14 protein-coding genes are annotated in these 17,144 nt (G+C 70.9%); 5 read left to right on the forward strand and 9 right to left on the reverse strand.

Annotated features, from left to right (window positions below):
- Window positions 1-41: 41 nt before the first annotated feature.
- Genes EFJ44_RS02370 through EFJ44_RS02380 form a run of 3 tightly spaced genes read left to right on the forward strand, consistent with a single transcriptional unit; the run spans window position 42 to window position 2,752 of the window.
- A complete protein-coding gene (locus EFJ44_RS02370; RefSeq protein WP_125255580.1) occupies window positions 42-1,208 on the forward strand; it encodes a DegT/DnrJ/EryC1/StrS family aminotransferase in 1,167 nt (388 codons plus the stop codon).
- A gap of 15 nt (window positions 1,209-1,223) precedes the next feature.
- A complete protein-coding gene (locus EFJ44_RS02375) occupies window positions 1,224-2,156 on the forward strand; it encodes a Gfo/Idh/MocA family protein (RefSeq protein ID WP_164511825.1) in 933 nt (310 codons plus the stop codon).
- Complete coding sequence (locus tag EFJ44_RS02380; RefSeq protein WP_125255581.1) at window positions 2,153-2,752, forward strand: GNAT family N-acetyltransferase; 600 nt, start codon at window positions 2,153-2,155, stop codon at window positions 2,750-2,752. The genes EFJ44_RS02375 and EFJ44_RS02380 overlap by 4 nt, the downstream gene beginning before the upstream one ends.
- Here EFJ44_RS02380 and EFJ44_RS02385 read toward each other — a convergent pair.
- From EFJ44_RS02385 to EFJ44_RS02395, 3 genes are all read right to left on the reverse strand, one after another.
- Complete coding sequence (locus EFJ44_RS02385; protein WP_125255582.1) at window positions 2,749-4,401, reverse strand: MHYT domain-containing protein; 1,653 nt, start codon at window positions 4,399-4,401, stop codon at window positions 2,749-2,751. The genes EFJ44_RS02380 and EFJ44_RS02385 overlap by 4 nt on opposite strands.
- A 61-nt stretch (window positions 4,402-4,462) precedes the next feature.
- Entirely contained in the window at window positions 4,463-4,915 is a 453-nt protein-coding gene (locus EFJ44_RS02390; protein ID WP_125255583.1) for a MaoC family dehydratase, read from the reverse strand.
- Window positions 4,912-5,898: a threonine ammonia-lyase gene (locus tag EFJ44_RS02395; RefSeq protein WP_125255584.1), complete on the reverse strand. Its 987-nt coding sequence runs from the start codon at window positions 5,896-5,898 to the stop codon at window positions 4,912-4,914. The genes EFJ44_RS02390 and EFJ44_RS02395 overlap by 4 nt, the downstream gene beginning before the upstream one ends.
- Before the next feature lie 44 nt (window positions 5,899-5,942).
- Between EFJ44_RS02395 and glpK the strand changes: the two genes are divergently transcribed.
- Window positions 5,943-7,436: a glycerol kinase GlpK gene (glpK, locus tag EFJ44_RS02400; protein ID WP_125255585.1), complete on the forward strand. Its 1,494-nt coding sequence runs from the start codon at window positions 5,943-5,945 to the stop codon at window positions 7,434-7,436.
- Window positions 7,433-8,512 carry a phosphotransferase family protein gene (locus EFJ44_RS02405; protein WP_125255586.1) on the forward strand — a complete coding sequence of 360 codons (1,080 nt, stop codon included), beginning with the start codon at window positions 7,433-7,435 and terminating at the stop codon, window positions 8,510-8,512. Before glpK ends, EFJ44_RS02405 begins: the two co-directional genes overlap by 4 nt.
- On the opposite strand, the gene EFJ44_RS02410 is transcribed toward EFJ44_RS02405, so the two are convergent.
- The 6 genes from EFJ44_RS02410 to EFJ44_RS02435 all read right to left on the reverse strand — a co-directional run bounded on the left by EFJ44_RS02410 (window position 8,509) and on the right by EFJ44_RS02435 (window position 17,108).
- Window positions 8,509-10,218 carry a CHAT domain-containing protein gene (locus EFJ44_RS02410; RefSeq protein ID WP_125255587.1) on the reverse strand — a complete coding sequence of 570 codons (1,710 nt, stop codon included), beginning with the start codon at window positions 10,216-10,218 and terminating at the stop codon, window positions 8,509-8,511. The genes EFJ44_RS02405 and EFJ44_RS02410 overlap by 4 nt on opposite strands.
- Window positions 10,218-10,853, reverse strand: coding sequence for a hypothetical protein (locus EFJ44_RS02415; protein WP_125255588.1), 636 nt, complete (start codon window positions 10,851-10,853; stop codon window positions 10,218-10,220). The genes EFJ44_RS02410 and EFJ44_RS02415 overlap by 1 nt, the downstream gene beginning before the upstream one ends.
- 76 nt (window positions 10,854-10,929) lie before the next feature.
- Window positions 10,930-11,652: a DUF1223 domain-containing protein gene (locus EFJ44_RS02420; RefSeq protein WP_125255589.1), complete on the reverse strand. Its 723-nt coding sequence runs from the start codon at window positions 11,650-11,652 to the stop codon at window positions 10,930-10,932.
- A gap of 84 nt (window positions 11,653-11,736) precedes the next feature.
- Window positions 11,737-14,010, reverse strand: coding sequence for a prolyl oligopeptidase family serine peptidase (locus EFJ44_RS02425; RefSeq protein ID WP_125255590.1), 2,274 nt, complete (start codon window positions 14,008-14,010; stop codon window positions 11,737-11,739).
- 75 nt (window positions 14,011-14,085) lie between these two features.
- Complete coding sequence (locus tag EFJ44_RS02430; RefSeq protein WP_125255591.1) at window positions 14,086-16,245, reverse strand: prolyl oligopeptidase family serine peptidase; 2,160 nt, start codon at window positions 16,243-16,245, stop codon at window positions 14,086-14,088.
- Window positions 16,246-16,304: 59 nt separating this feature from the next.
- Window positions 16,305-17,108 (reverse strand): potassium channel family protein, encoded by an 804-nt coding sequence (locus EFJ44_RS02435; RefSeq protein ID WP_125255592.1) that lies wholly within the window; start codon window positions 17,106-17,108, stop codon window positions 16,305-16,307.
- Between the last annotated feature and the right edge of the window lie 36 nt (window positions 17,109-17,144).

The raw sequence follows: 17,144 nt of genomic DNA on the forward strand, positions 1-17,144 counted from the left end.
GTTCGCGGTAAGGCCGCGCGCGATTTTTGCAGGAGACGACCATGAGCATGGCGTTCATCGACCTTCAGGCCCAGCGCAAGCGCCTGAACGGCAGGATCGAGGCGGCCGTGATGGCCGCGGTCGAGGGCGGCGCCTGGGTGATGGGGCCGCAGGTGCGGCAGTTCGAGGAGGAGCTGGCGGCCTTCGGCAAGGCGAAGCACGCGCTGGGCTGCGCCAACGGCACCGACGCCCTGATCCTGCCGCTGATCGCCTGGGGCGTGCGCACGGGCGACGCCGTGTTCGTGCCCAGCTTCACCTTCACCGCCACGGCCGAGATCGTGCCGTGGCTGGGCGCGACCCCGATCTTCGTCGACGTCGATCCGAAGACCTACGACATGGATCCGGCCAAGCTGGAGGCCGCCGTCGCGGCGGTGAAGGCCGAGGGTCGTCTGACGCCGAAGGTGGTCATCGCCGTCGACCTGTTCGGCCAGCCGGCGGACTATCCGGCGATCAGGGCGGTGTGCGACCGGCACGGGATGAAGCTGATCTCGGATTCGGCGCAGGGCTTCGGCTGCACGATCGGCGGCGAGCACCCGATCAGGTGGGCGGACGTGACCACCACCAGCTTCTTCCCGGCCAAGCCGCTGGGCTGCTACGGCGACGGCGGCGCGGTGCTGACCGACGACGCCGATCTGGCGCAGGAGATGGACAGCCTGCGCGTCCACGGGAAGGTCGTGGCCAAGGACCTCGGCGCCAGCGCCGCGGAGTTCGCCCACGATCCCAAATACCTCGCCATGCGCATCGGCATGAACAGCCGGTTGGACACGATCCAGGCCGCCGTCCTGATCGAGAAGCTGAAGGTCTTCCCGCAGGAGATCGAATGGCGGAACCGGATCGCCGCCCGGTACAACGACGGCCTGCGCGCCCACGTCGCCGCCGTGCCGGACGTGCCGGCCGGGAGCGTCTCCAACTGGGCCCAGTACACGATCGAGCATGAGGATCGCGACGCCCTGGCCGCGCACCTGAAGGACCGCGGCGTGCCGACCGCCGTCTATTATCCGGTGCCCATGCATCTTCAGCCGGCCTATGCCCGCTTCCCGCAGGGCGCGGGCGGCCTGCCGGTGACCGAGCGGCTGAAGGACGTGGTGATCAGCCTGCCCATGCACGCCGACCTGGACGAGGCGACTCAGGACCGCGTGATCGAGGCGGTCGCCAGCTTCGCGGGCTGAGGCTAGAAGAGGCGCATGATCGCACACTTCCCCCCGCTCAAGGTCGGCGTCGCCGGCGCCGGCGTCATGGGCCGCAACCATGCCCGCGTCCTGTCCGACATCCGCGACTTCACCCTGACGCACGTCTTCGACGCCGACGCCGTGACCGCCAAAGGCGTGGCCGAGGTCTATGACGCCGCCGGCGTGGACTCCGTCGAGGCCTTCGCGGGGGCGGGACTCGACGCGGCCGTCATCGCCACGCCGAACCGCACCCACGGCGACGTGGGCGTGGCCCTGCTGGAAAAGGGCGTCCACGTTCTGGTCGAGAAGCCGATCGCCGCCACCGTCGCGGACGCCCAGCGCCTGATCGACGCGGCGAAGGCCAACGGCCGCGTGCTGATGGTCGGCCAGGTCGAGCGGTTCAATCCCGCCGTCGAGGCGGTCAAGCGCGCCGTGGCGGACGAACAGATCATCTCCATCCAGATCACCCGCGTCGGCCCCTTTCCGCCGCGCATGGGCGAGGTCGGCGTGGTCATCGACCTGGCGGTCCACGACATCGACATCATCCGCCATCTGACGGACAGCGAGATCGTCGAGGTCCAGCCCCAGCTGGCCCGCACGAAGGCGGAGCGTGAGGACACGGCCCTGCTGCAGTTCCGGCTGGCGAACGGGACCATCGCCCACATCACGACCAACTGGGTCACGCCCTACAAGACGCGGACGTTGCAGGTCGCCACGCCGAACAAGTTCGTGGTCGCCGATCTGATGACGCGTCAGGTCACCGAATATTTCGGCCAGCAGCCGGACGGCAGCTATTCCACCCGCGGCGTCATGAGCTGGCCGAACGAGCCGCTCAAGAAGGAACTCGAAGCCTTCGCCCACGCCATCCGCACCGGCGAGGCCCCGGCGGTGACCGGCGAGGACGGGCTGCGGAACCTGGAAGTGGCGTTGAGGTGTCTGGGGGAATGAACCTGGTCCCCGCGGTTCTGGAGAACCGCTTCGTCCGGCTGGAGCCGCTGGACGACGGCCACAGGGAGCCGCTGCGCGCGGCCTGCGACGCCGATCCGGAGCTGTGGCCGGCGCTCTACTACAACTCCTTCGGCGGCGAGCATTTCGACGGCGGCTGGGCGATGCTGCGGGATCAGCAGGCCAGCGGTCGACGCCTCCCCTTCGCCGTCATCCGGGGCGGCGAGGTGGTGGGCATGAGCAGCTTCATCGACATACAGCCGGCCAACCGCGCAGTGGAAATCGGCACGACCTACTATCGCCCCGACATGCGCGGCGGGCCGGTCAATCCGGCGACCAAGCGGCTGATGCTGGAGCACGCCCACGCCTGCGGGGTCGACCGCGTCGCCTTCAAGGTCGACGACCGCAACCTGCGCAGTCAGGCGGCCATGACCAAACTGGGCGCCGTCCGCGAAGGCGTGCTGCGGCACGACCTGATCACCTGGACCGGCCATGTGCGCAGCTCCGTGGTCTTCTCGGTCCTGGCCGATGAGTGGCCGGTCGTGCGGGCGCGGCTGGACGAGCGGCTGGAGGGGTTCGGCGAGACCCGCGCGACCTAGCTTCGTCCCCTCGCCCGGAAGGTGAGCTGCGCGCGCAGGCCGCCGGGGGTCCAGTCCATGTCGGCGACGCCGTCGAGGTCTCCCCTGACGCTCGTCGATATCAGACGGGAGCCGAAGCCGCTGCGGGTCGGGGCAGTCACTGCGGGTCCGTCGCGTTCAAGCCAGTCCAGAACGTTGAGACCGTTCGCATCCGCTTCGGTCCAGGCGACCAGAACAGAACCGCCGCTGACGCTGAGCGCCCCGTGTTTGGCGGCGTTCGTGACGAGTTCATGCAGGATCATGCCCATGGCCAGCGCCTGCGCCGGCCCGAGGATCACATCGGGCCCCTGCAGGCGGAACTGTTCAGGAGAGTAGGGCCGCAGCTCCTTCTCGAGCAGGTCGCGCAGAGTCGCCTGCTCCCACCCCTGGGCGGTCAGCAGGTTGTGGGTTTCCGACAGGGCCATCAGCCGGGCCTGGAACTGGGCGCCGAACTCCTCGACCGAGGTGGCGCGCCGGGCCGTCAGGGCGGCGATCGACTGGACCGTGGCCAGGGTGTTCTTCACCCGGTGGTTCAGCTCGTTGATCAGCAGCTTCTGACGCCGTTCGCTGGTTTCCAGTTCGTCGAAGGCACGTTTCCGGTCCGTGACGTCCCGGACCACCCCCGCCAGCTTGAACGGGCGGCCCGCCCGCGTGCGGACGAGCGAGCCGTAGGCCTGCACCCAGCGGCCGCTGGCGGGGAAGAAGTATTCCACGTCGTAAGGCGCCTCTCCGGCCAGCGCGCGCCGGAGCGCTTCGTCGCGTCTGGCCCGGTCGTCGCCCTGAAGCCCCTCCGGCTCGTCCACGGGATAGCCGCTGACGCCGGGCGGCAGACCCAGGAGTTCCCGACCTCGCTCGGAGAAGCGGACCGTCCGGTCCTTCAGCGACAGTTCCCAATAACCGACGCCGCCGGCCTCGATGACGTCCAGCAGCCGCGACTTCTGATCGGCGATGGACGCGCCCAGGGCCATGAACAGGATCGACGCCGTGACCGCCGCCACGCCGACGGCCAGGGCCAGCGGCGACGCCCCGCCCTCCGTCGCCGCGCCGGTGGGGACGAGAACCATCGCGGCCATGCCGGCATAGTGCATGCCGACCACGGCCAGGCCCAGCGCCGCGGCCGCGCCCAGCCGCCACACCGCCGACGTCTCGCGCTTCGACGCCCACAGCGCGGCGAAGGAGGCGGCGACGGCGATCACGGCCGACAGCACGACCAGAGGCGGCTTCCAGCCGACGGTCGCCGTGGTCCGCATGGCGGCCATGCCGACGTAGTGCATGGCGGCGATGGCCCCGCCCATGGCCGCGGCCGACAGCGGCAGGCGGAGCCGGCCCAGCCCCGGACGCGCGGCGGCGAAGAAGGCGGCGCCCGTTCCGATCACCGCCAGAATGAAGCTGAGGGCCGTAAGGCCGGGCTCATAGCTGACCGGCGCGCCGGGATCGAAGCCCAGCATGGCGATGAAGTGCATGGCCCAGACGCCGCCGCCCATGGCCAGGGCGGCCACGGCCAGCCAGCGGATGCGCGCCCCACCGTCGCGTTCGCGGACCCGCCCGAAAAGGTCCAGTGCCGTCCAGGCGGCGAAGGCCGCGACGGCGTAGGAGAGCAGAACGAAGACGACGCCGTGGTGTGCGTGCACGGGACTGCCGAGAGTGAGCGGGAAAGGCTTTATCGACCATGCCGCCGGAAGACGCCACCCGTCAGGAAACGATCTGCATCCCCAGCCACTCGGCGATCAGGGCCGGCTTGTCGGCTCCCTCGATCTCGACCGTCAGCTCGTGCTTCAGCAGCCAGCGGCCGCCGCCCTTGTCCTCGGCGGACAGGAGCTTGAACCGTCCCCGGATCTTCGACCCCGCCGGCACGGGGGCCAAGAACCGCAGCTTGTCGAAGCCGTAGTTGACGCCCATCACCACGCCCTCCAGCGGCTTCACCGCGTCGTAGCTCATGGCCGAGGCGAGGCTGAGGGTCAGGAAGCCATGGGCGATCGTGCCGCCGAAGGGCGTCGCCTTCGCCGCCTGCGGATCGACGTGGATGAACTGCTCGTCCTCGGTGATCTTCGCGAAGGCGTCGATACGGGCCTGGTCGACCTCGAACCATTTCGAGACCCCGACCTCCTGGCCGATCAGGGATTGCAGCTCGCTGGGCTTGGTCATGGGACGAAGCGCTCCTGGATGATGTCGGAGAACAGGCCGGGGTCGACGTTGCCGCCTGACAGGACGATCGCGGTGGTGCGGTCGCGGGCGTCGACCCTGCCGGCCAGCAGCGCGGCAAGAGACACCGCGCCGCCGGGCTCGACCACCAGCTTCAACGTACGGAAGGCGACGCGCACGGCCTCGGCCACCTCGGCGTCGGTGACGGTCACGACCTCGCGCAGGCGCCGGTTGACGGGAAAGGTCAGCTCGCCCGGCCGGTCGGTCATCAGGGCGTCGCAGATGGACGGCTTGTCCACCGGCGGATGGGTCATGCGCTCGCCGGCCGCCAACGAGCGGCGCGTGTCGTCATAGGCCGCGGGCTCGACCCCGATCACCGGCACGTCGGGCTTCAGCGCCGCCATGGTCAGGTTGATCCCGGCGATCAGACCGCCGCCTGAGGCGCCGCACAGCAACTGGTCGATCTCCGCGCCGATCCCGGTCGCCTGCTCCACGATCTCCAGCCCCGTGGTGCCCTGCCCCTCGATGACGAAGGGGTCGTCGAAGGGGCGGACCAGCACGCTGCCGCGCGTGGCCGCGATCTCCTCGCCGATGGCCTCGCGGCTTTCGCGATAGCGGTCGTAGCTGCGCACCTCGCCGCCGAAGGACAGGACGCCCTCGACCTTCACGCGCGGGCTGTCGGCCGGCATGACGATGACGGCGGACGTCCCCATCATCCTGGCCGCCGCCGCCACCGCCTGGGCGTGGTTGCCGGAGGAGTAGGCGACGACGCCGCGCTTCAGCTCGTCGGGGCTGAGGCGGCTGATGCGGTTGTATGCGCCGCGGAACTTGAAGGCGCCGGCCCGCTGCAGGTTCTCGCACTTCAGGAGCACCCGCCCGCCGAGGCGGTCGTTCAGCGCGGGGCTTTCGATCAGCGGCGTGCGCACGGCGACGCCGGACAGCTGGCGGGCGGCGTCGCGGACGCCGTCGAAGGAGGCGGTGTGCATGCGCGCACTTAACCCGACGGCGAAGCCGCGCGTAAGGTGCCGGAATGAGCAAACTGATCCTCGCCATCGACCAGGGCACCACCTCGACGCGCGCCATCGCCTTCGAGACCGCGCCGGAAGGGGGCCTTCGCCCGGTCGCGGTCAGCCAGATCGAGCTGGCGCAGCACTTTCCGCACCCGGGCTGGGTCGAGCACGACGCGGGCGAAATCTGGAACGCGACGCTGCAGACGTGCCGCGAGGTGATCCGCAAGGCCGGCGGCGTCGGCCGCTTCGCCGCCGTGGGCATCACGAACCAGCGCGAGACCTCCGTGATGTGGGACGCCGCCACCGGCGAGCCGCTGCACAGGGCGATCGTCTGGCAGGACCGGCGCACGGCGGACGCGACCGGCAAGCTGGCGGCGGCGGGCGAGGAGCCCGGGGTGCAGGCGGCGACGGGCCTGATCCTTGACCCGTACTTCAGCGCCTCGAAATATGCTTGGCTGCTGGACGCAGTGCCGGGCGCGCGCGCGCGTTCGGAGGCCGGCGAGGTCAAGCTGGGCACCATCGAGTGCTGGCTGATCTGGAAGCTGACGGGCGGGGCCAGCCACGTCACCGACGCGACGAACGCGAGCCGGACCTCGCTGATGGAGCTGACGACGCGGGAATGGCGCGCCGACCTTTGCGACCTTTTCGGCGTGCCCATGGCGGCCCTGCCCGAGATCCGCGGCTGCGCCGCCCTGCTGGGCATGTGCGAGGCGTCGGCGCTGGGCGCGGCCCTGCCGATCCATGGCGCGGCGGGCGATCAGCAGGCGGCGCTGGTCGGCCACGGCGCGCTCAAGCCGGGCGAGGCCAAGATCACCTACGGCACCGGGGCGTTTCTGGTCGCCAACGTCGGCGCGACGCCCGTGGCCTCGAGCAGCCGGTTGCTGGGCACGCTGGGCTACGCCGCCGCCGGTCAGGTCGCCTATGCGCTGGAAGGGTCGATCTTCTCGGCGGGGTCGGCGATCCAGTGGCTGCGCGACGGCCTGGGCGTGCTGGAGGAGAGCCGGCGCTCCGAGGCGATGGCGCAGGGGCTGAAGGACAACGGCGGGGTCTATCTGGTGCCGGGGTTCACGGGACTGGGCGCGCCGTGGTGGGCGCCGGACGTGCGCGGGGCCGTGGTCGGGCTGACGCGCGATTCGGGTCCGGCGCATTTCGTGCGGGCGGCGCTGGAGAGCCTGGCCTATCAGACCCGCGACCTGCTGGACGCGCTGGAGAAGGACGGGGCCCCGCCGCTGGAGGTGCTGAAGGTCGACGGCGGCGTCACGGCCAACGCCTGGGCCATGCAGTTCGTCGCCGACGTCTGCGGCGTGACGGTCGAGCGCCCGGCGTTTCAGGAGATGACGGCGCTGGGCGCGGCCAAGCTCGCGGCTCTGGGCGTCGGCCTGATCGGCGACCTGGAGGACCACCCGGTGGAGGCGCCGGCGCGGTGGCAGCCCCGGATGGGGGCGGACGAGCGTGATCGCCTGCTGAAGGGCTGGCGCGCGGCGGTGAAGGCGGCCATCGTCGCCGTGCCATGACAGACGCTTCGCAGACGGATGCCCAGTCCACCTTCTCCGGCACACGCGAGGTCGATCCGCGCCACGCGCTGGATTCCGGCGCGCTGGACGCCTGGTTGGCGGCGAACGTCGAGGGCTACGGCGGGCCCCTGACGATCCGGCAGTTCAAGGGAGGCCAGTCCAATCCGACCTACGAGCTGACCACGCCCGACCGGACCTACGTGCTGCGTCGCAAGCCGCCCGGCACGCTGCTGGCCAGCGCGCACGCCGTGGACCGGGAGTTCACCGTGATCTCCGCCTTGCACGCGCAGGGTTTCCCGGTGGCGCGCCCTTATGCTCTGTGCACGGACGACGCGGTCGTGGGCTCGATGTTCTACGTCATGGAAAAGGTCGAGGGGCGGGTTCTGTGGGACCTGAAGCTGCCCGGCATGAGCCCGGCGGAACGCCGCGCGATCTACGACGCCCAGGTCGACACGCTGGCGGCGCTCCACGCCTTCGATCCCGCGGAGATCGGCCTGTCGGATTACGGCAAGCCGGGCAACTATTTCGAGCGGCAGGTCGGGCGCTGGACCAAGCAGTACCGGGCTTCGGAGATCGATCCGATCCCGGCGATGGACCGGCTGATCGACTTCCTGCCCGCCACCCTGCCGCCGCAGGGGCCGACGCGGATCGTCCACGGCGACTTCCGGCTGGACAACCTGATTCTCGCGCCCGACACGCCGGACGTGCGCGCGGTGCTGGACTGGGAGCTGTCGACGCTGGGGGATCCGATGGCGGACTTTTCCTATCTGCTGATCGCCTGGGTCATTCCGGCGACGCAGCGGAACGGGCTGGCGGGCGTCGACGTCGCGGCGCTGGGCATCCCCTCCGTCGAGGAGACCGCCGCCCGCTATGCCGGGAAGGCCGGCATCGCCCCGCCGACCAATCTCGACTGGCTGTTCGCCTACAACCTGTTCCGGCTGGCGGCGATCTGTCAGGGCATCGCGGGCCGCGTCCGGGACGGCACCGCCGCCAGCGCCCACGCGAAGTCCATGGCCGCCCAGGTCCCGCTGCTGGCCGACGCGGCGTGGAGTTTCGCGAGGAAGGCGGGGGCCTAGGGAGCCCCGACCAGCGTGAAGGCCGCCCAGTAGGCCGGGTGCCGCCAGCGCGGTTCGGCGCGCACGGCCAGAGAGGCGTCGCGCAGCGCGCGGGCGCGGGCGGCGGGGTCGGCGCCGAGGGCGTCGAGACCGGAAAAGGTGCGGCCGATCAGGGCCTGCGTGGCCTGGTCCGACACGGCCCAATGCGACACCAGAACCGCGCGACCGCCGGCGTAGAAGAAGGCGCGGGCCAGACCCGACAGTCCTTCCGCCCCCGGACGACCATCGGGCGCCGCGGTGTTGCAGGCCGAGAGGACGACGAGGTCGGCGTTCAGCCGCAGGCCCGCCGCCTCGGACGCCGTCAGATAGCCGTCGTCGATCGCGCTGGCCGTCTCGGGCGGGGTCAACACCAGTCCGGGTTCGGCGAAAGCCGACCCCGCCATGAGGCCGTGGGTGGAGAAGACGACGAAGCGGGCGCGCGACAGGGCCACGGCGTCGGTCGACTTGACGGCCGTCTCGGTGGCGGCGGCGCCGATGCGGACGACGCCCGAAGGATAGCTGGCCGACAGTGCCTCCAGCTCGGCCTTCGAGCCGGGCAGGGACGGCAGGGCGCGCAGCTTTGCGGGGTCGGCCAGCGGACCGTCGCCCCGGACGGCGTCGGCGTCGGTCGGGGCCCCGCGCGGGCCGGACACTGCCGCGCCGCCCAGCGTCGGCGCGCCGTAAGCGACCAGCGGCAGGCGCGCGCCGACGTCCCGCGTTCCGGGGCCCGCCGACAGGGCGGGAGGGCACCCGGGGTGGCGGGCCGGGCCGACGACCAGATGGCAGCGCAGGGACTTCAGGCTGGACGCGGCCGGCAGGGTGGCCAGGGCGTAGCGGTCGATCAGCCAGCCGGCGTCGTCGGCGGTCCCGGGCGCCGCGGTGGACAGGACGGCGAGGGGCAGGCCCGTCAACGGGCCGGACACCACCGACAGCAGGGTGGTCTTGCCCTCGAAGGCGCTCTCCACCGGCTCGATCAGCGCCTTGTAGAGCCGGTGCGCCTCGGCCCGGTCGAAGGTCAGTCCGCCGCGCCCGGCCCAGATCATGGGGTCGACCGTCGGATCTCCCTCGTCGCGGCGCGCGCCGGCGGTGGTGAGGGTGGAGCGCAGCCGGCCGACGGAGCGCGTCATCTCCGCTTCGCCCAGATCCGCCGCGCGGGCCCAGACGATCCGGTCGCGCGAGACGCCCCAGACGTAGGTCGCCTCCGGATTGACGAGGATCAGCAGAAGGGCCTCGTCGGGGTTCAGCAGGGCCTGGGTCTCCTCGACCGACAGGGCCCGCGGGGCGACCAGTTCGGCGTAGGCGGGGAAGCGGGCGTCGATCTGGGCCTCGACGGTCTTCAGGGCGTCCAGCCCGGCCTCGTAGGCGTCGGTCAGCTCGGCGCGGCGGGCGCGCGCGGTCTCGCCGTCCGTGCCGTACAGCGTGGCCAGTTCGCGCTCCTGCGCGTCGCGCTCGGCCAGCAGCCGCTCGCGGCGCTCGGCCAACTCGCCCAGCTCGCCCTGCCCCTCGGCATAGCGGGCGGACACGCGGGCGAGGGCGTCGGCGGCGTCGGACGCCATGGCCCACTGGGCCGCCTCCCAGGCCTCGGCGCGCAACGCCTCCGGCGAGTTGTCGGGGTCCTGAGATCCGGCCGGGCCGGCCAACAGGACGACCGCCGCCAATCCGGCGGCGAGGTGGGCCAGCCCGCGCATCAATTGCTCAGGATCTGGACGCGCGTCCAGATCGCCCCGCCGTTGGTCACCTCGATGCGCACGCGACCCGTCCGGGGGCGGACGGTGCAGACGGGATAGTGGTCCACCAGTCCGCTACGGCAGAGAACCCGGTTCCCCTCGCGCACCACCAGATCGAGCGGGGCGTCGCCGTCGCCGATGCCCGCCACGCGAAGAATCTCGTTCGGCCGCGCCACCGCGTCGAAGCCATAGGCCTCGCGCGCCCGCATGGTCTTCACCGTGGCGATCGGGCCGTCCCCATAGGGGCTGGAGACGACGCCGCGAGTCGGATCCTGACGCACCACGGCGATGGCGGCGGCATAGGCCGGGTCGCCGTCGGCCATGGCCAGCGCCTCGTCCAGCAGGGCGTCGGCGGTGAAGAAGGGGGCGGCCTCGCCCTGGGCGCGCACGGGCACCTCGCCGACCATGCGCGCGGCGAGGATCAGGGCGCCGGGGTCGTCGCGCTCGCGGCCCCAGTCGGCCAGCTGGGCCGCGGTGGCCAGCCGCGCCACGCCCCGGGCGGCGCCCGGCTCATCCTGAGCGACGGCGCCGACCGCCGTGGCGGCCCAAAGCAGGAGCGCCGTCAGACCGGCTTTCAGTCCCGCGCGCACGCCCATGCCACAACTCCCCGTTCACCGACCATCATGCCGTGACAGCGGACGGGCGCAAGCCGCGCCAGTGATGGAAGCTGATTCAGCGCCGCGCGGCGCCGAGGATCCTGCGGTCCTGCCGCGACTGGACCAGCACGGCCACGCCGTCGTCCGCGTCGAGGCCGTCCGGCAGGGCATAGGACCGCGACCCGCCGGACCACGGGCCGAGGCGCACCACCGAGCGCACGACGTTGACCTGCCGCACCGTCTTGCCGCGGTTGTCGCCGCTGCCCACCCGCACGCTCTGGACGCCGGGGGTGAAGACGACCGCCACGACGTCGGCGCCCCCGGTCGGCGGGCGCCCGGCGCCGATGCGCACGGCGTCCGCTCCGAAGGCCACCCGGGGCGGCGCGTCGCCGTCGGCGGCGGCTTCGGCCACGGCGACCTCCAGCAGGCCGGGCGTGGCCGCAACCGTGCGGCGCCCGTCGACGATGAGCTGCGGCGTGGCGGGCGCGCGCAGGCGCAGGGCCTCGACGTACTCGCGCTGGCGGGCGCTGAAGGCCGGCTTGGCCAGGGTGTCGCGCCAACCCATCCAGTCCCAGTAGTCGACGGGCCAAGTCAGCAGGATCACCCCCGCCTCGTCGGCCAGTGGCTCCACCACGCCATTGGCCTCGGGACAGCCGGCGCAGCCCTGGGCGGTGAACAGCTCGACCACCACAGGCGCGTCGGCGGCGACGGACGCGCGCGCGCCCGTCTGGGCCGACGTCTGCGCGCCCCCCAGAACCAGCGCGGCGCAGGCCGCGGCGATGACGCCCCCGATCCTCATGGGCGGGGACCCTAGCGTCCCCGCCGCCCGGCGCCGCTCATAATCCCGTGAGGGGTCCGTGACCCCTGTGGATCAAGACGGGGATCAATCCATCAGCTGCTGGGCCAGATAGACGTAGTGCCGGGCCCATCGACGGGCGTTGGCGACCGGGTCGGCGTCGTTGGAGTGGCCGCCGGACGTGTCCTCGAAATAGAGGTGGTCGTGCCCCTGCGCCGCCAGCCGCGCCGCGAACTTGCGTGAATGGCCCGGATGCACGCGGTCGTCCCGCGTGTTGGTCGTGATGTAGACGCGCGGATAGTCCACGTCGGGGCGCAGCTGCTGATAGGCGGAATAGCGCGCGATGAAGGCGGCTTCTTCCGGAATGCGCGGGTCGCCGTATTCGCCGATCCACGAGGCGCCTGCGGGCAGCAGATGGTAGCGCAGCATGTCGATCAGCGGGCTCTCGATCACCGCGGCGTTGAACAGCTCCGGATGCTGGGTGATCGACACCGAGGTGAGGACGCCGCCGTTGGACCGGCCGTAGATGCCCAGCCGGCGCGGGCTGGTGATGCCGCGGTCGATCAGGTCCTGGGCCACGGCCGCGAAGTCGTCGAAGGCCAGCTGGCGGTTTTCCTTCAGCACGGCCTGGTGCCAGCCGGGGCCGAACTCGCCCCCGCCGCGGATGTTGGCCTGGACGAAGACGCCGCCGTTCTCCAGCCACAGCTTGCCCATTTCGGGCTTGTAGGCGGGCGGGAAGCTGACCTGGAACCCGCCGTAGCCGAACAGGATGGTCGGGGCCGAACCGTCCATGCGCAGATCGCGCGGCATGACGACGAAATAGGGGATCTTCGTGCCGTCCGTGGACGTGGCCTCGAACTGCCCCACCACGTGGGTAGAGGCGTCGAACTTGGGCGACGCGGCGCGGAGAGGGCGAGGGGCGGTGTCCGTCGGCGTGAGCAGACCGAGGGACGGGGGCGTCAGAAAGCCTTGGGCCGAGACGAAGACGCGGCCGGATTTTCTCGAAGAGTCTCCAAGCCCGATCGCGCTGTTGGCGGCGACAGTGACTTCCTGGCGTTCCCAAGCGAACTCGCCGCGGTCCTGAAACCGCGCGACACGGCCCACCACGTTGTCGGAGTAGGCGACCAGCACGTGGTCGTTCATCACGCGGACGTCCTCGACGGACTGCCTCGGTCCCGGCTCGAAGATCACCTCCGAGTCCAGGGTGATCGTCTCGACGACCTCCCCGGTTCCGGGCGATTCCAGCGGCACCAGATTCTCAAGATCGACGGAGAGCAGGGCGCCAGCTGGAACGGCTTCACCTTCGGTGGGCCTCTCGGACGACTGGAACATCCGGTATGTCCAGGCCTCTTCGGCGGTGAAGACGAGCTCTGCGCCCTCCCCTTTCCCCATGACTCCGTGCAGCGAAGCGCGCTCCGGCAGGCCCAGCTTCACCGGTTGGCCGTCGCGCCACCACCACCGCTCGCTGCGGAAGGTGTCCAGCGGGCGGTTGAAGATCACCGCCTGCACCGCGCCCTCGGCGTCGCGGAACACGGAGGCGGAGACGCCGTAGCCGCCGTCGGATTGGGCCCCGCGATAGACCTCGGTCGCCTGGGCCAGGGTCTGGCCGCGCCTGAGCGACTTGACGATGTAGGGATAGCCGCTTTCGGTCAGGGTGCCCGGTCCGAAGTCGGTGGCGACCAGAAGCGTGTCGGCGTCCAGCCAGCTGAGGCGGTGCTTGCCCTCGGGCAGGACGAAGCCGTCGGCCACGAAGGCCTTCGTGGTCAGGTCGAACTCGCGCACGACCACGGCGTCCTTGCCGCCGTCCGAGAGCGAGATCAGGCAGCGAGTCTCGTCCGGCGCGAGGCACGAGGCGCCCTTGAAGACCCAGTCCTTGCCTTCCGACCGCGCGAGGGCGTCGATGTCCAGCAGGGTCTCCCAACGCGTGTCGGCCGAGGCGTAGGAGTCCAGCGTCGTGCGGCGCCAGACGCCCTTGGGATTGGCCGCGTCCTGCCAGAAATTGCCGATGCCCTCGCCGAGGAAGGACGGCGCCGGGATGCGGTCCGTCGCCGTCAGGATCGCCTCGGCCTCGGCGCGGAAAGTCTCGTAGCGCGGGTCGCCGGTCAGGACGGCCAGCGCCTTCTCGTTGGACTGACGCACGAAGGCCATGGCCTCGGCCCCGTCCACCTGCTCCAGCGCCAGATGGTCGTCGGCGGCGGCGACGCCCTCGGGGGAAAGGTCGGCGGGGAAGTGCGGCGGGGGAGTCCGGGGCATCGCCAGAGGGCGGGCAACCGTGTCCGGATCGACCATCGGCGCCTGAATCTGCGGCGAGGCGCAGGCGGTCAGGGCCAAGGCCGAGGCTGTGAGAAGGAGGGCGCGCATGAGAACTCCAAGACTTGTCTGTTCGAACCCCGATCGACTCCCTGCCCCCCCTCGAGGGGGGGAGGGCTTCCCGGATCAATCCATCAGCCGCCGCGTCAGATAGGTGTATTCCAGCGCCAGACGTCGCGCCGTCTCGCGCAGGTTGGCGCCCGCCGCGTGGCCGCCGTCGGTGTTCTCGTAGAACAGGACGTCGTAGCCCAGCTCCTGCATCCGGGCCGCGGCCTTGCGGGCGTGGCCGGGGTGGACGCGGTCGTCCTTGGTCGAGGTGTGGATGAAAACCTGCGGATAGGGCTGCCCCGCGCGCAGGTTCTGGTACGGCGAATAGGCCGCGATCCAGGCGCGCTCTTCGGGAATGTCCGGGTTGCCGTATTCCGCGATCCAGCTGGCGCCCGCCAGCAGCTTGTGGAAGCGCAGCATGTCGAACAGCGGCACCTGGATGACGGCCGCGTTGATCAGGTCCGGACGCTGGGTCAGCATGGCGCCCATGAACAGGCCGCCCTGCGAGCCGCCCATGATGCCGAGGCGGCGCGGCGACGTGATGCCCCGGTCAATCAGGTCCATGGCCACGGCCTGGAAGTCCTCGTGCGCGCGCTGGCGGTTTTCCTGCAGCGCCGACTGGTGCCAGTTGGGCCCGAATTCGCCGCCGCCGCGGGTGTTGGCGATGACGTAGACGCCGCCCCGCTCCAACCACAGCTTGCCCACGTTGGCGGAATAGCCGGGCAGCAGCGACGACTGGAAGCCGCCGTACCCGTAGAGCAGCGTGGGGTTGGACCCGTCGGTCGCCATCGCCTCGCGGCCCACCACGAAGTACGGAATCTTCGTGCCATCGGCGCTGGTCGCCTCGAACTGGCGGACCTCCAGACCCGTGGCGTCGAACTTGGCCGGCAGGGACTTCACGCTGTTCGCCGCGCCCGTGCCGGCGTCGACCAGCCACAGCGACTGCGGCGTCAGATAGCCGGACACCGAGGCGAAGACGCGGTCGTCCTGGTCCGAGGCGGAGCCGAGGTTGACCGAGACGTTCTCGGGCAGGTCGACCTTCGTCGCGGTCCAGCCGCCCGCGCCGTCGGGCGCATAGGAGATCAGGCCGCCGCGCACGTTGTCGTACAGGGCCACGACGACGCGGTTGCGGGTGACGGTCACGCCCTCGATGGCCTGGCGATCAGTGGGGCGCAGGATCAGCTCGACGGGCGCCTGGGTGCGGCCCAGCAGGCCGTCCAGGTCCCAGGCCACGAGATCACCGGTCCTGAAGCCGCGGCCGCCGTGGGTCCAGTCCTGTTCGAGGGTCAGGATCACCTTGCCGCCGACGAAGCCGGAGATGCCGGACTTTGCCGGCAGCGGCAGCTGCGTGGTCGTGCCGTCGTCGTTCAGGACCCAGGTCTCGCCCTCGTAGAAGGTGACGCCGCGCCGAAGCATGACGGCGCGGAGCGTCCCGTCCGGATCGCGGAGGGTGAAGCCCGAGGCCGAAACGTCGGTCTCCTGCCCGCGGAACACCTCAACCGCCTGATCCATCGGCGTGCCGCGCGTCCAGCGCTTGACCACCATCGGATAGCCCGACGTGGTCATGGTGCCCGGACCGAAGTCGCGCGATATCAGCAGGGTGTTCTCGTCGATCCAGGTCACGCCGCCCTTGGACTCGGGAAGCACGAAGCCGCCCTCGACGAAGGTGCGGGTCTCGCGGTCGAACTCGCGCACCGTCACGGCGTCCTTGCCGCCGTCGGACAGGGTGACGAGGCACATCCGGTCGTCGGGCGACAGGCAGTTGGCGCCGCGCCAGACCCAGTTCGCGTTCTCGGCCGTCGACAAGGCGTCGACGTCGATGATCGTCGTCCATTCCGGCTGGTCGGTCAGGTAGGAGTCGACCGTCGTCATGCGCCAAAGGCCGCGCACGTTGGTGGCGTCCTGCCAGAAGTTGGAGATGCCCTGCGCCTCGCCCTCCAGCCCCGTGGCGAAGCCGGGGTTGGGGATGCGGTCGCGCGCCTCGAGGATGGCCAGGGCCTGATCGTGCAACGGCTGATAGCGGGGATCGCCCTGAAGCGTGCCCAGGCTGGTCTCGTTCTGCGCCTTGACCCAGGCCATGGCCCGCTCGCCCTCGACCTCCTCGAGCCACAGGTAGGGGTCGGCGGCGTCGGACCGGGCGAAGCCGGCGGCGGCCGCCTCCTGCGCGAGGACGGGCGCGGCGGCGGGCAGGATGAAGGCGGTCGTCATGGCGAGCAGCGCGAGCCTGGTCTTGAGCATGGAAGTCTCCCCGAAACTGCGGGGCACCTTAAGGGCGCACGCCCCGGCGGCAAGCGGGATCAGCGGTGCCCCTCGTCCGGAATGCACAGCAGATTGCCGCAGGCCTTGCAGTGCACGGCGTCGGGATCGTGCACCTGCAGCCCGCAGCGGTCGCAGGGGTGGCGGACCTTGTGCGGACGCAGCAGCGTCTGGCCGAGCCGCACGAACAGGGTCACGCCCATCAGCATGATGGCGATCGAGACGATCCGCCCCCAGGCGCCGGGCAGCAGGATGTCGCCGTATCCCGTCGTCGTCAGGCTGGTGACGGTGAAATACAGGGCGTCGATCCAGCCGATCATCCCCTCGGCCTTCTCCAGGAAGAAGGTGTAGACGAAGCCCGTGGCCACGAAGACGAAGGTGATCAGGGCCGTCAGGGACTTGGTGACCTCCTCCACCCGGGTGTCGTCGTAGCGCCGGCCGATGGTGCGCCAGAAGAAGTCGGAGTTGATCAGGGTCCACAGGCGCAGGACGCGCAGGAAGCCGAGGTTGAACAGCCAGGCCGGAAACAGCAGCGTCGCCAGGATGAACAGGTCCATCCAGACGATCGGCTTCTTCAGCCAGTCACGAACGTCCGAATAGCACAGGGCCCGCGCCGTGAGGTCGGCCGCCAGGATGAAGGCGATCACGTAGTCGATGACGTAGAAGGCCAGCGGCTGGTGCCGCAGCAGCGGGGCGGCGATGAAGAAGGCGACGATGATCAGGTCGATCACCAGCACCGCCACCCGGAAGCGGACCGCCGTGGGCGAGGCGCCGTGGTACAGCGCCCGCAGACGGGCCCTGAGCCGCAGGCCGTCCTTCTCGGAGATCGCGTCGTCGGTCGCCATGAGACCGGCATAACGCGCGTCGCTCGCATCCGGAAC

This window comes from Brevundimonas fluminis, assembly GCF_003934285.1.
In the GTDB taxonomy this organism is placed as follows: Bacteria; Pseudomonadota; Alphaproteobacteria; order Caulobacterales; family Caulobacteraceae; genus Brevundimonas; species Brevundimonas fluminis.